Here is a 15,002-nt window from a genome sequence, read left to right on the forward strand (position 1 = left end):
CCTGCATGTTAAGATATATCTCTTTTCACACCACCTCAGCAGACGGTGTTACCCGCTTCTTTTACAGTTACCGTATGGGTTTTAAAGGAAAAACAGGATATTCTCTTGCCGAGTATTAAGAAAATGCCTCGACTCGGTCTCTGATGCATGCGACCAAAGTTTCAAGCTCGGTCACCTCGAGCTTTAAAAGGAAGCTCAGATCAGCATCCGTCTTCAAAACCCTTTGAAGAATTTCGATCAGTTTTTCTTTTGTCATTATGTTCACTCCTCTCATTCCAAAAACTTCCTTTTTACAATTAGATAAGGTGTCTGAGACATCATTGCCTGGCGACTCCCTTTCACTCCGGACAACATACTGGCCCGAGCTTACCCGTATCAGTTGGGGCGTTGGAACGGTATTTTCAATGCTTCCAAAATGTTGAACGGCTTTCACACATCGGTTGCTTCAGTTTCGGATTTCTTTGATAATTTCAAAAAAAGAATTTTTAAGCAAATTGTGCAAATTGTCAAGTACTTTTGATCATTGATCGTCACCCTTCTGAATTGCCGGGGATATTTGGATTTCTTTTTTTTATTGACAATTTATATTTTTTTTAAATATAAATGATAGTTCGGACAGCTTTTGAAAAGCTGTCCGAGCCATTGAACACCCAAAAATTTTAATCTGTTGAATTCTGATATTCTGGCAATTGTGAAACATATAGATTCTTCCATCCATCAGACTTATCTGCTGATACTCTGCTTTTTCCTGTTCATGACAGGTTGCCAAAGGTTTCAGACAACAATTATCCCTGAAGAAAAAGTTTTCAAAGCGCCTTGTCTGAAAACTGTTTCCCCGGCCGTTCAATATCATATCATCGGATCATCCGTAGAAAATCGTGCTATCGGGTATCTTGTACTTGGTGAAGGTCAGGATGTAATTTTCATAATAGCCTCTATACATGGTAACGAGACAGCAGGCACACCGCTTGTGCTTCTTTTGGCTCAGTACCTTCAGGATCATTATGATTTGTTAGAGGGTCGGAAACTTGTTATATTACCCGTGGCCAATCCGGACGGAATGTTCAATAATAGCCGTTATAATGCAAATGGGATTGATCTGAACCGTAATTTTCCGACAAGGAACAGAATTAACTCTCCGCGTTTTGGGAGAGCCGCATTTTCTGAGCCGGAAACCCGTATCATTGACCTGCTTATTCAGCAATATGATCCGGATCGGATTGTCAGCCTCCATGAACCGCTCGCATGTGTTGACTATGACGGACCAGGAGAAACCCTGGCCGAACACATGGCAGAATGTTGTAATTTATCTGTTAAAAAACTGGGGGCAAGACCCGGGTCACTTGGCAGTTATACCGGTGAAACCCTCGGCATTCCCACCATTACATTGGAACTGACGGAACACGCCAAGCAATTTGATTCAGAATATTTATGGGAACTTTACGGGGAGGCATTGATTTCGGCTGTGATATATCCGGATATCGTCGAGCTTTATACTTTCCCCCGGGAAAGACATGATGAATCCGGAGAAGAGGTATTCTTCAACAACTCTGATTCCCAAAAAGCTTTTGAAAATGAAGCGGTGACTCCGAGTAAGTAGGCTCGGAATTTCGTCTTCTGATGATAATTTGTTTGAAATAATATTTTTTCCCCAATTTTTGAGGAAGACTGACGGCAGGAGGGAGATCGAGGCTGTCCTAATACATTGTCAACAGATTAAAACTGGGGCGTCTAAATTCACTCCGATTTCTTGACTGCTTTTTGGACCATCCCTCTGACCTAAAAAAACTTTATCCGCATGCCGCCTCTGAAATCTTAATTTCCGGGAGCGATTCAGCTCGATTTTCCAACTCGGTCAGGGGGCCGGTTATTTTTTTACAATTACTTGAAATATTTATATTTATAATTTTTTTTGCTCGTTTTTCGGACTCCGGAATAAACTCAGAATTTTCTGCTGTTTTATCCGAGAGTATTTCAAGACTGCCAGGGTTTGCCAGGATTTTACGACGTTGTTTGGTTAAAGAAAATAAAGACTCTGAAAATTCTTGTTGCTCTCTGAGACTGATATTCATGACTCTTCGGGCATCTTCTCTGGTCAGTTCACCACTGGGGCGTCTAAATTCACTCCGATTTCTTGACTGCTTTTTGGACCATCCCTCTGACCTAAAAAAACTTTATCCGCATGCCGCCTCTGAAATCTTAATTTCCGGGAGCGATTCAGCTCGATTTTCCAACTCGGTCAGGGGGCCGGTTATTTTTTTACAATTACTTGAAATATTTATATTTATAATTTTTTTTGCTCGTTTTTCGGACTCCGGAATAAACTCAGAATTTTCTGCTGTTTTATCCGAGAGTATTTCAAGACTGCCAGGGTTTGCCAGGATTTTACGACGTTGTTTGGTTAAAGAAAATAAAGACTCTGAAAATTCTTGTTGCTCTCTGAGACTGATATTCATGACTCTTCGGGCATCTTCTCTGGTCAGTTCACCACACATGGCGGGCATGCGCAGAGCTATGCGATTGGCGTCTTTTATCTCTCCGGTTCCATGTTGCTTTGAAACTGCGAACAGAGACTCTATATTATCAGAAGTTATTGGCATTCCTATATTTTCTAATTTAAGCTCCTTGGCAATTATGATATGTTTGTCTAACCAATTAGTAAAACCTGTACGCACAGATGATCGCGGAGGAATGGCTTCAAGCAGCTTTTTACTTTCTTCATAAGTTTCCAGGTTAAGCCCCTTAGTTTTAAGTATTTTCTGGCATTCTGAAAGAGTACCTGAGTCGCGAAGAAAACATTCTATAAAATTTCTGCACCTCGGAATCTGATCAATGCCTGCTCGCAGCTTTGAAAGGACGGATCCCTTTGGGGCACGACCTCTCGGAGAATGTCTGAGCAACTGAGCCGCCCAATTCACCAGGCGGCGGAGGTTCATAAATCTTGATTTTGTTGAAACCTTCGGAGGTGCAAGACAGGCAAGAACAGTCTGTTTGAATTTTTTTGAAACTTTACCGACCGCAGAGATAAAGATATCAAACATCGGATGATTCTGATATTCATGTTTTAAAAGATTAGCGACAGTGTGTGATATATCGTCAATGCTGACACTGGGAAGGCCTTGTTCCGCCAAAAGCCTGGTAGCTTTGGCAAGGTCTGTTCCTCCGTCTTTGAGATATGCTACCGGCATTCCCCCGATACCGATAACTTTTTTCAAAAAATCAGCTATGGCCTCACCAGTCCAGGATACTGCTACTGAAACAGCAACGCAGTTTACATCTTTAAGAGTAGGAGCGGTTTCATTCAAATCATGATGGTTAGCATTCAATGACAGCAAAGTAAGAATTTTACCTTTTCCTAAGGCAATACTGATATCTATTATATAAACAAAGCCGTTGGAAAACGGATTGCTGTTAATTTCAGCCCCGCGCAGCGGGACGGCATTTCGGAGTCTTGCTACGGATAATCGGGTGACCCAGTTAATAATTGTCTGAACACATGGGACTTTTGTTATTCCCAAGTAATCAGCAAGAACTCTGAGAACTCTCGGTACCGCTCGGAAACTTATATGAGCAACTATAAAAAGCTTCAAACAAATATAGATAAGTTCTTCTTTGTTGTGAACAGGCTGAGTATTTTTCTGACGTTCTTTTTCCAGTTGTTTTCTGGCTTCATCGGCATCTTTCTTGTATTTATCACGCTCTTTTTTAATACGGCGCTTTTCTTTTTCATGATAACGTGCATTCTTGCCACGTTCAATCGCTTTTTTCTTCCAGTTATCTCTGCTTTTTATCAATTTGGACTTTGAACTCATAATAATCCTCGTAATTTTATTAATATTGACATAATAGTATGGTAAATATGTTAAAATAACAATCAAACTATATATTATCAAGATGAATCTATAATTGATTACATGAAGAGGTCCAAATTGTAGTTAAAAAAATTAAGCCAAAAAGGCTGTTTTTAGACGCCCCAGTTCACCACACATGGCGGGCATGCGCAGAGCTATGCGATTGGCGTCTTTTATCTCTCCGGTTCCATGTTGCTTTGAAACTGCGAACAGAGACTCTATATTATCAGAAGTTATTGGCATTCCTATATTTTCTAATTTAAGCTCCTTGGCAATTATGATATGTTTGTCTAACCAATTAGTAAAACCTGTACGCACAGATGATCGCGGAGGAATGGCTTCAAGCAGCTTTTTACTTTCTTCATAAGTTTCCAGGTTAAGCCCCTTAGTTTTAAGTATTTTCTGGCATTCTGAAAGAGTACCTGAGTCGCGAAGAAAACATTCTATAAAATTTCTGCACCTCGGAATCTGATCAATGCCTGCTCGCAGCTTTGAAAGGACGGATCCCTTTGGGGCACGACCTCTCGGAGAATGTCTGAGCAACTGAGCCGCCCAATTCACCAGGCGGCGGAGGTTCATAAATCTTGATTTTGTTGAAACCTTCGGAGGTGCAAGACAGGCAAGAACAGTCTGTTTGAATTTTTTTGAAACTTTACCGACCGCAGAGATAAAGATATCAAACATCGGATGATTCTGATATTCATGTTTTAAAAGATTAGCGACAGTGTGTGATATATCGTCAATGCTGACACTGGGAAGGCCTTGTTCCGCCAAAAGCCTGGTAGCTTTGGCAAGGTCTGTTCCTCCGTCTTTGAGATATGCTACCGGCATTCCCCCGATACCGATAACTTTTTTCAAAAAATCAGCTATGGCCTCACCAGTCCAGGATACTGCTACTGAAACAGCAACGCAGTTTACATCTTTAAGAGTAGGAGCGGTTTCATTCAAATCATGATGGTTAGCATTCAATGACAGCAAAGTAAGAATTTTACCTTTTCCTTCACTACCGTACACTTTTTATAATAATCTGATTTTATTTTATAAATTGTATGTGACACAGGTTCCGTTTATGATTGATGACTAGAGAGTCGGATTGAACATTTGAAAGGCAACCGGAACAGGTATGTCGTAATTTAAAAAATATTCCAACAGGCTCAGACCTAATTGAAAGAGACTCAGATCACATCGGTCGGCACGGTGAATAATTCTGTCCCAGCCCTGTTCCGTTGCCAGTGTTCCCAGGAACACAATCCAGATGTAGGCAAGACACGCTCCGATCATAAGGCGGCGCAACCGGTCAGGGTCGGAAATATGACTTTTATGAATATTAAACCCCCGGCTTTTCTGGTCGGAAAAAAATGTTTCGATACGAAACCGTTTGGAATAATATTGGCAGGCTTCCCAGGGCGATCTCATATTCGTAACCAGATATATCGGTTCCTTATTTCCTTTCGCCCACCAGACGACAACCGTCACCGGTCCGTATTTTTTATTTGTGAACAAAACATTGCGTATGTACCGATAGCTGTCCGGAACCGTGAACACACCGAGAACATTAAGACGATGCTCCTCTCCGTCCCAAAAAATTTTGGTATTATATGCCGTTCGGCACACATACAGCCATCCCCGTTCGGCCAGATTTTTTTGCAAACCGACACCGTCGAACTCTCCGTCACCAAGAAAAATAACCTTCTGCGCGGATTCCGGTATCACGTTGGCAACCTCCCCGACCAGTCCGACATGGCTTTCTTCCGGGAAATGACCTTTCTTACCTCTGACCACCGTGTAAGCAAGGGGCAGGGCACGTTTTTTATAAATCACACTGATCATCAGGGTTACGCATCCCCGGCCGACCGTGCTTCCGTCCATTGCCAGCACAATTTCGGAAAGTCCCAGACTGATCAGCAGCGCCTGTGCGAACGGCAGAAAAAATGTTTCAGATTCAATGCTGTCATTGGAAATCCAACGTTTTATACGCTTTTCCACACTCGCCGGCGCGGCGTTCTCATCCGGAACTTTGCCTGCAATTTTCGGAAGCTGGCAGCTCCCGCTCCCCGTGATGCCGCTGATTATCGCGGCCAGCGTGTTCAGGCGCCGGGCCTCGTTTCCCTTCGGCTGTTTCGGATACATATTGTCCAAAGCCTTTCTGATCTCACGATATCTGTTCACATTGTCGCTCATGACAGCCTCCCTGTTATCTGTTATTTTCTGAAAGCTGTCATACCATTATTATATTTTTCTGTTAAGATTTTTTTGTGTCATAATCTCAGATGAGTAATATTTACTCAGAAAAAACAGCCGATGGTGAATCTTAAAAAAATTTAAAAAACAAACAGTTATTTAAATTTCAAACCAACTATGGTCGTCTTTATATAATAATTAAAAATAGTTAAAAAAAGTGTACGGTAGTGAACCTTTTCCTAAGGCAATACTGATATCTATTATATAAACAAAGCCGTTGGAAAACGGATTGCTGTTAATTTCAGCCCCGCGCAGCGGGACGGCATTTCGGAGTCTTGCTACGGATAATCGGGTGACCCAGTTAATAATTGTCTGAACACATGGGACTTTTGTTATTCCCAAGTAATCAGCAAGAACTCTGAGAACTCTCGGTACCGCTCGGAAACTTATATGAGCAACTATAAAAAGCTTCAAACAAATATAGATAAGTTCTTCTTTGTTGTGAACAGGCTGAGTATTTTTCTGACGTTCTTTTTCCAGTTGTTTTCTGGCTTCATCGGCATCTTTCTTGTATTTATCACGCTCTTTTTTAATACGGCGCTTTTCTTTTTCATGATAACGTGCATTCTTGCCACGTTCAATCGCTTTTTTCTTCCAGTTATCTCTGCTTTTTATCAATTTGGACTTTGAACTCATAATAATCCTCGTAATTTTATTAATATTGACATAATAGTATGGTAAATATGTTAAAATAACAATCAAACTATATATTATCAAGATGAATCTATAATTGATTACATGAAGAGGTCCAAATTGTAGTTAAAAAAATTAAGCCAAAAAGGCTGTTTTTAGACGCCCCAGATTAAAACTTATTAATTTTTTTAAAAATTTTTGATATTTTGATATACTGATAGTGATAAAAAATTTTGTTAAGGAGAATAGTCATGATGAGAAATAAAATAATTTCAAAAATGAATGTTGTATTTATTTTCATTATACTATTAATTATTTTTAGTGGGTGTGTTATTAAAAAATTTAAATTTGGAGACTCCTCCGTACCGCAATCCGAAAAAAACTCTGCTCAAACAAACGCTTCGAAAATAAATAAAAAGTCATTTTTTAAATCTCCTCGGATAAGGGAATACAAAGTTGGGATGTCCCTAGAAAATCAGCCAATTGAATGTTTTGTTATTGGTGAAGGCAAGGACGTCATTCTTATCTTGGCATCTATGCATGGCAATGAGCAGGCAGGTACAAAACTCGCCTATCGTCTCTATAGTTATTTTCGGAACCGAAAGCATTGGAAACTGCTTCGGGAACGAAAAGTTCTAATTATGCCTGAAATAAATCCGGATGGTGTAAAACACAATAGTCGCTACAATGCAGGGAAAGTGGATATAAACCGTAATTTCCCAGCAGCAAATCGTAAAAATGGTGGGTATAACGGGCCAAAAGCTTTTTCCGAACCAGAAACCCGTGCCATTTTTGAAGTCATTATGAAGTATCATCCCAAACGTATAATCAGTGTTCGAAAAGTTTTGGGCTGCATTGACTATGACGGACCCGGCGAGGGCTTGGCCAACCATATGGGAAAATACTGTGATTTGTCTGTTCAAAAATTAGGTTCTCAGCCTGGCTCATTCGGAAGCTACGCTGATGAAACTTTAGGTGTTCCATTTATAACATTCGGAATGCCCAGAGAAATATCTGAAGAGCCTGAAAAATTATGGAGAGATTATGGGGATGCACTTCTGGCGGCAATAGTATATCCTTCTTATTTGAAAGGGAAGCCGCCAGAGAGAGTTAAAGCTCAGACAAAAGCTGAAGCCAGAAAATCAGCAGGGAAAACCTCAGAAGTATCAGGAAAGAAATCGAATTTTGAAAATGCTGAAGCTAAATTTCAAGAAGCTGTGGAGTTGTTTAAAAAAGGATGGTATCTGTCAGCTAAAAAAAAATTTGAAGAGTCACTGCGCATCAATAAAAATTGCCCAAAGTGCAGGGAGTACATAAAAAACTGCAAAGATAACTATTCGAATATCCATTACAGCAGAGGAGTCAGCCACTTTAAAAAAGGAAAATGGGAAAAGGCTGTTGAGGAGTTTGAAAAGGTCAGAAAAGTTGATCGCAATTATAAAAAAATAAGCTACTATATTAATGAAGCCAACCGTAGAATTAATGAAGCTGACCGCAGAGCGAAAAAGTCCCTTGATAAATCTCAGTTAAAGAAAGCTATGGCCTTATTTAAAGAAGGAGACTACCTGTCAGCTAAGAAAAAATTTGAGGCGTTAGTGCCCGACAAAAATTGCAGGGAACACATCCGCAAATGCAAAGAAGCATCCACAGCGGTTAAAAAAGGGAATCAGCATTACAAAAACAAGAAATATCAGCAGGCACTGACTTATTATAAGAAAGTTGTTGAACTAAATCCTAATGATAAAACCTCAGTTGAACGTATCAGAAAATGTGAGGAGGAAATATACAAAGATGAACATTATGGGAAGGGTGTTTCATATCTTGCAAATAAACAACCAAAAGAAGCTGTTAAAGAATTTGAACTGGTTCAGAAAGCTGATTCTGACTACAAAAATGTAAATCAGAAAATTGACGAGGCAAAGAAAATGATTGATGAAATCAGAGTTCAGGAAGATAAAGCAAATGTGTTAGCCAAACATCTGAATAACGGAATTAATTTCTTCAACAACAAGAAATACGGGGAAGCTATTACTTAAAGGTTTCCCGAAAATTTAACTTAAACTTGCAAAGCCTTATTTAATAGGTGTTTATAAATTCGTCATCCCGCAAGAGCCGATTTTAACCGACTTTTATATTTATCGACACCTCCTATTTTGGTTAACTCATGGATAACACACGCTGTTTTTTTATTTTTCAGAATTTTTGCGACCCTCCGCTGCTTTTCGAGTATTGTGCCGTCCGTTCCGATCCCCGGAAGACCGGCATTCAGCAGAAGCCAGGCACAGTACACGAGACTGACATGCGATTCGACGGAGGAGAAATGCTTTGTGGCGATGTCTCCGAATCCGAGATGCATTTTGACATGTTTGAAATTTCTGATTATAACGGATTTAGGGGAGGGCCGACTAAGCCCTGTAAGGGCGGCATGTTTGTAGCAGCAGGTTTGCAGGCCCCCCGCCAAGCCCCGTGGGGGCGGCATGTTTATAGCAGCCAGGTTTGCAGCCCCCCCGCCAAGCCCCGTAAGGGCGGCATATTCGCAACATGATTTGCTACAAATATGCCGCCCCTGCGGGGCCTTCCCGGCCTCCCCTAAATCCGTTATAGGAATGAGCATGAAATAATATGCCCATTTTGATTTTTATATGTTAAAAAATTGCGTAATCCTGTAAAGTGTATTTCAAAATCACTTTATCAAAAGGAGATTATTATGCAACCCTATTCCTTAGAAGTAGAAGAAATCATGCGGCGATACTATGAGAGTCTGAATGAAAAAGACCGCCGGCGATATGCCGGTATTGAAGCTTTGAAATTGGGACATGGCGGACAAAATTATATTGCCAAAGTCTTGGGTTGCAGCAGGCGGACTGTGCGCAAAGGAGCGATCGAAGTAAGCGGCCTGCCCGGACACATCGTAGCAAAACAAATTGGAAAATCTCCTGCTGAATCTTCTGAAATACGTAAAAAAGGTGGCGGACGCAAACAGTATCTGACTGAGCACCCTGAAATAGACGAGCAGTTTTTGAATGTGGTGCGTGAGCATACAGCAGGAGATCCGATGGATGAAAAGGTACGATGGACAAATCTGAGGGAGTGGGAAATCGCGGAGGCTCTGGAAAAAAAATACGGAGTAAAAGTGAGTCGTAACATTGTCCGTCAATTGCTCAAAAAGCATGACTATCGGTTGCGTAAAGCTCAGAAACGCAAACCTATGAAAAAAAACGTACCAGATCGCGACGCTCAGTTTGACAATATTTTGAAACTCAGATCAGAATACCGGAAGGCCGGTAATCCCGTTATCAGCATGGATACCAAGAAAAAAGAATATCTTGGAAATTTTTACAGGAAAGGCCGACTATATACGCTGGAGGAATTGCAAGTTTTCGATCATGATTTTACAAGTTTTGCCGAAGGTGTCATAATTCCGCATTGTTTTTATGACCTGCGACTCAATATCGGGTATGTTCAGGTGGGAACAAGTCATGATACCAGTGAATTTGCCTGTGACAGTTTCCGTCATTGGTGGTATGGTTACGGTTGCCGAATATATCCAAATGCCACGTCAGTTTTGATATTGTGCGATGGTGGCGGCAGCAACAGTTCCCGACATTACCTTTTCAAACAAGATTTACAAATTCTGGCGGATGAAATCGGGATTGAAATCCGAATCGCTCATTACCCGCCCTATTGTTCCAAATTTAATCCGATCGAACATCGCCTGTTTCCTCATATTACTCGTGCGTGTCAGGGAGTAATCTTTTCAAGTTTGGAGGTGGTGACTGATCTGATAGCCAAAACACATACCAAAAAAGGTTTAAAAGTCTTTGTCCATGTTATTGATAAAGTCTATGAAACCGGTCGAAAAGTTGCTGAAACTTTTAAATCAGAAATGCGAATTGTATTCGACAAAATTTTACCCAAATGGAATTATCGTGCAATTCCAATAAATTAAAATGGGAAAGTTATTTAATACCGATTCCATAATCAGAAAATGTTTTATTCCCTGAAAATTTATATTTTACTGCAATCCTCACTCGTTAATGACGCAATTTTACAGATTTCCTTCAGAAATTTGTGGTTCCCCTCCCGGAAATGTTTTCTTGACACATAACTATTGCTACTATAAAAATTAGTAGTGTCAGAAATATCCTGACTGTTCCTGCGGGATTAGCAAGGCCGGCGGGGACCAGTCCGGATTTATCAATTTCAACGGGGCGGCAACGGGCATACCCTCGCAATTTTTCAACCTGCTGATTTTCATGATTATAACGAATTCAGAGGAGGGACAGAGACTGCACAGGCCCTGTAAGGGCGGCATATTTGCAGCATACAAGCCGGCCATATCCCCGGCCAAGCCTAACTCCTTTATAATCAATGATTTTCAGACAAATACAGATTACTTTTCCGACTCATGCGGTCGGCAATTCTCAGTACGGACTGAAACAATCTAAAATTAAGGAGGTACAACATGTTGAACAAATTAAGTTTATGGCTAAAAATAGCAATTACTTTCGGAGTGTTGTTATTTTTTTTGGTTGCGGTGTCGCTGGTCGCGTGGAAGGCGTTGAGTGATACGGCCGACGGCTTTACCACATATCGTGAGCTTGTACGGGATACCAACATATCAGGACATCTTCTGGCAAATATCCTGACGGTGGACACAAATGCCAAACAGTTTTTTATCCGGGGGGGAGCTGCTGAAAGACAGCATTACAAGGAAGCATGGGATAAAATGAAGGGATTTCTCAGGCAGGCAGAAAAAGATATCCGAGACCCGGAACGATCCGCCATTATTGCCCACGTCGGCACAGAAGCGCATGAATACAACACCGCATTTGAGAAGATGGCGGAGTACATGAAAACTCGTGACAAAAAAGTGAAAGAGGCACTCATTGTCAACGGCGAACTTATGGAAAAAGGGATGACGGAGATCATGCAGTCGGCCAGACAGGATGATGACATGGATGCCACCTATTATTCAAGTCTTGCTTTGCGGCAACTTTTGCTGATCCGCCTGTATGTCTTCAGATTTCTCAATACCGACGATAGTTCGGCCGCGGATCGCGTACTCGCGGAGTTTTCAAACTTACAGGAAAATATGAGAAGACTCGGTAAATTTATGGAACATCCTGTCTGGCTCAAGCTGCTCAAAGGAGTCAGAGAACAGGCCGACATTTACATAAAAACCTTTACTCAGATCTGTCAGATTACAGAAGCTCGGAATAAACTCATTGTCGAAACGCTCAACCGTCTTGGCCCTCTGATTGCCAAACGGGCAGAGGAGATTAATCTTTCGGTAGGCACTGAACAAGACGAACTTGCCCCGGAACTTGCAGAGTCCAACAACAAAAGTCTCCTTATCATCAGCATCATTGCCCTCACAGCTCCTGCCATAGGAATTCTTATTGCCATTTTAATTGTGAAAAACATGAACAAAGGTATCAGAAACGCCATCCATGTCACAAAAGCAGTGGCCGAAGGTGATCTGGCCTATGATATTCAACTAAGCGGAAAGGATGAAATAAGTGATCTTCTGGGCAATATGAAGCATATGGTCGAAGGGTTAAATAACAGAGCGAATGTTGTTAAACAAATATCCCATGGTGATCTGACAGTAGAAATCAGAACCCTTTCAGATAAAGATATCCTTGGGCAGTCCCTTGGTCTGATGGTTGATACGGCCAGGGAAAGGGCTAAAATGGTTGAACAGTTTGCCAACGGTGATCTCACGGTGGAAATGAAACCCCTTTCAGACAAGGATGTCCTTGGAAAATCCCTTTCCCTCATGCTGGACGCTGCCTGGGACAGAGCAAAAATGGCGGAAGAGGTTGCAAACGGCAATCTCACGGTAAATATGAAAGTGCTTTCGGATAAGGATGTTCTTGGAAAATCCCTCTCCCTCATGCTGGAAGCCGCTCGGGAAAGGGCTGAGATGGTCGGACAGTTTGCCAGAGGTGATCTCACAGTAAACATGAAAATGCTTTCAGATAAGGATGTTCTCGGGCAATCCCTTTGCCTGATGGTGGAAGCCGCCCGTGAAAGAGCTGAGATGGTCGGGCAGATAGCCAACGGCGACCTGACGGTAAAGATGAAAATGCTTTCGGACAGGGACATTCTCGGGCGGTCGCTTTCCCGTATGGTGCAAAGGCTTTGTAATATCGTTGCTGAAACCATGACCGCTGCGGACAATGTCGCTATCAGCAGCCAGGAGATGACATCCAGTTTGGAGGGAATATCTCAGGGGGCCTCTGAACAGGCGGCTTCGGCCGAAGAAGTGTCGGCTTCCATGGAGCAAATGGCATCAACCATCAGTCAGAATGCGAACAATGCGCTGGAGACCAGAAATATAGCGTTGAAATCCGCTGAGAATGCCCGGACTGGCGGAAACTCAGTCACCAAAACCGTAACCGCGATGAAGGATATCGCTGAGAAGATTTCGATCATCGAAGAACTTTCCCGTCAGACTGACATGCTGGCGCTGAATGCCGCTATTGAGGCGGCCCGGGCCGGAGAACACGGCAGAGGGTTTGCGGTGGTGGCATCCGAGGTTCGCAAGCTGGCAGAGCGGAGTAAGGGGGCGGCTGTCAAAATTGCTAAACTGTCGGAAACCAGTGTGAATATTGCGGAAACAGCAGGCGAGATGCTGGGCAGACTTGTACCGAATATTCAGAAAACCTCGGAACTTGTCCAGGAGATCAGCGTCGCATCCCATGAACAGAACAACGGGGCAGAACAAGTCAACAAAGCGATTCAGCAGTTGGACAGGGTTATTCAGCAAAACGCCTCAACTTCTGAGGAAATGGCTTCAACTTCTGAGGAACTGGCAAATCAGGCGGAACAACTCCGGCAGCAGATCAGGTTTTTCAGAATTGCTGAGGATTCTGTGAAAACTAGCGGTAAAACCGGGACAAAGAGACAGGGCAAAAAGCCAGAGAATGAAAATAAACTCAGATACAGATATGTCAGAAGTACAGACCTTGAGAGCGATTTAAGGAGCATGGAAGAAAATGGCAGTGATTCAGAATTTGAAATGTATTAACCGGAGAAAAGATAATGAGCGGGGGTTATCTGTTAAAAGGCTTTCCCGATATCCTCCTGGAAACAGAGGGAGGATACCGGCTCGGATTTGTCAGTCCGACCCGAACTGATCTGCCCGAATGCAGATCATGGCTCTGCTTTTTCATATTTTGTTTTAACTGACAGATCATGAAGGAACCTCAGAAATAACGTAAGTTAGACAGTGGATATTCATCTCACACAGATAAAACTTTATGGGAGGATAACAACATGCAAAGAAAACTAAAATTCAGTGTTGTAATGGCTTGTGTCATCGCGGCAGCTATCTCTTTTCATATTTTCGGGGGACCGGCCATTGCCCAGACCCTTGATATCGGGAGCATGTACAAACCCCCTCTTTCAAATGAGAAAGGGACAGGCATGATAGACCTGATCATCAAAGAGGTTTTCTCCAGAATAGGGATAAAGGTTGAAATTATTCTGGTAGCAAGCACTCATGCTTTGGCAAAAGCCAATAAAGGGCTTTACGACGGAGATATTATGCGGGTCGGAGGGGCAAGCCGGAATTATCCCAATCTCATTCAGGTTCCTGAAACAATATATGACTTTGATTTTGTCGCATTCAGCAAAAACCTGAATATTCCCTTGACCGACTGGGAGGGGTTGAAACCTTACAGAGTTGCTGTTCCGGCAGGATGGGTTGAGACAGACAATCATGTGACTGAGGAAAACACAAAAACCCTGGTCAGACTTGGCAGCCCTTTCAAGCTGTTTAATACCCTGAAGAAAAATAAAACAGACCTTATTATCTACGAGCGTTTAATGGGATATGAACTTATCAAAGAGCTTGGCCTGTCAGATATCCATGTTCTTGAGCCTCCGCTTTCAAGCAAGAAGATGTACTTGTATCTGCACAAGAAGCATAAGGACTTAGTACCCAGGGCGGCTGAAGCCACAAGAGCAATGAAACAGGACGGAACCTTTCAAAAAATTGTTGATAAAACCCTGAGTAACTATTCAAAATAGGTATCGGGGACCAAAAAAGTTCGTAAGTACCTAACCATAAATTTTTAATATCTGCCTGTGAAAGAAACCCGGCTTTTTTTTCCGGAATGATGTGTCTCGGATAAAGAAAAAACCCGCTTTTCTCCGCACTTCGCGTAAAAAAAGATGTATAAAAAACTTTTGCTCAGGTACTTAGGGATTTCCCCAAAAATAAAATACCCACCTTGTGCGGTGGGTTGCGCTTCGCTTCACCCACCC

12 protein-coding genes are annotated in these 15,002 nt (G+C 42.1%); 6 read left to right on the forward strand and 6 right to left on the reverse strand.

Going from position 1 to position 15,002, the window contains the following annotated elements:
- Window positions 1–115: 115 nt before the first annotated feature.
- A complete protein-coding gene (locus dnm_RS11520; protein ID WP_207682793.1) occupies window positions 116–256 on the reverse strand; it encodes a hypothetical protein in 141 nt (46 codons plus the stop codon).
- Window positions 257–691: 435 nt separating this feature from the next.
- Between dnm_RS11520 and dnm_RS11525 the strand changes: the two genes are divergently transcribed.
- Window positions 692–1,600, forward strand: coding sequence for a M14 family zinc carboxypeptidase (locus dnm_RS11525; RefSeq protein WP_207682794.1), 909 nt, complete (start codon window positions 692–694; stop codon window positions 1,598–1,600).
- Between the two features lie 190 nt (window positions 1,601–1,790).
- Here the strand turns inward: dnm_RS11525 and dnm_RS11530 are convergent, their stop codons facing one another.
- The 5 genes from dnm_RS11530 to dnm_RS11550 all read right to left on the reverse strand — a co-directional run bounded on the left by dnm_RS11530 (window position 1,791) and on the right by dnm_RS11550 (window position 6,728).
- Window positions 1,791–2,072: a hypothetical protein gene (locus tag dnm_RS11530; RefSeq protein WP_207682795.1), complete on the reverse strand. Its 282-nt coding sequence runs from the start codon at window positions 2,070–2,072 to the stop codon at window positions 1,791–1,793.
- Window positions 2,073–2,174: 102 nt separating this feature from the next.
- Window positions 2,175–3,812, reverse strand: a complete 1,638-nt coding sequence (locus tag dnm_RS11535) for a hypothetical protein (RefSeq protein ID WP_207678195.1) — start codon at window positions 3,810–3,812, stop codon at window positions 2,175–2,177.
- A gap of 132 nt (window positions 3,813–3,944) precedes the next feature.
- Window positions 3,945–4,865 (reverse strand): hypothetical protein, encoded by a 921-nt coding sequence (locus dnm_RS11540; RefSeq protein ID WP_207682796.1) that lies wholly within the window; start codon window positions 4,863–4,865, stop codon window positions 3,945–3,947.
- Between the two features lie 66 nt (window positions 4,866–4,931).
- Window positions 4,932–6,032 (reverse strand): transposase, encoded by a 1,101-nt coding sequence (locus dnm_RS11545; RefSeq protein ID WP_207677902.1) that lies wholly within the window; start codon window positions 6,030–6,032, stop codon window positions 4,932–4,934.
- Between the two features lie 198 nt (window positions 6,033–6,230).
- A complete protein-coding gene (locus tag dnm_RS11550) occupies window positions 6,231–6,728 on the reverse strand; it encodes a hypothetical protein (RefSeq protein WP_207682797.1) in 498 nt (165 codons plus the stop codon).
- Between the two features lie 248 nt (window positions 6,729–6,976).
- Here dnm_RS11550 and dnm_RS11555 point away from each other — a divergent pair, with 248 nt between their 5' ends.
- The 5 genes from dnm_RS11555 to dnm_RS11575 all read left to right on the forward strand — a co-directional run bounded on the left by dnm_RS11555 (window position 6,977) and on the right by dnm_RS11575 (window position 14,765).
- Window positions 6,977–8,761 (forward strand): DUF2817 domain-containing protein, encoded by a 1,785-nt coding sequence (locus tag dnm_RS11555; protein WP_207682798.1) that lies wholly within the window; start codon window positions 6,977–6,979, stop codon window positions 8,759–8,761.
- A gap of 671 nt (window positions 8,762–9,432) precedes the next feature.
- Complete coding sequence (locus dnm_RS11560) at window positions 9,433–10,674, forward strand: ISAzo13 family transposase (RefSeq protein WP_246555998.1); 1,242 nt, start codon at window positions 9,433–9,435, stop codon at window positions 10,672–10,674.
- Window positions 10,675–11,190: 516 nt separating this feature from the next.
- Window positions 11,191–13,761 (forward strand): methyl-accepting chemotaxis protein, encoded by a 2,571-nt coding sequence (locus dnm_RS11565; protein ID WP_207682799.1) that lies wholly within the window; start codon window positions 11,191–11,193, stop codon window positions 13,759–13,761.
- Window positions 13,762–13,775: 14 nt separating this feature from the next.
- Window positions 13,776–13,922, forward strand: coding sequence for a hypothetical protein (locus dnm_RS11570; RefSeq protein WP_207682800.1), 147 nt, complete (start codon window positions 13,776–13,778; stop codon window positions 13,920–13,922).
- Window positions 13,923–14,009: 87 nt separating this feature from the next.
- On the forward strand, window positions 14,010–14,765 hold the full coding sequence (locus dnm_RS11575) for a substrate-binding periplasmic protein (RefSeq protein WP_207682801.1): 756 nt from the start codon (window positions 14,010–14,012) through the stop codon (window positions 14,763–14,765).
- Window positions 14,766–15,002 lie beyond the last annotated feature (237 nt).

Origin of the sequence: Desulfonema magnum, assembly GCF_017377395.1 — a bacterium.
Taxonomy (GTDB): Bacteria; Desulfobacterota; Desulfobacteria; order Desulfobacterales; family 4be13; genus Desulfonema_C; species Desulfonema_C magnum.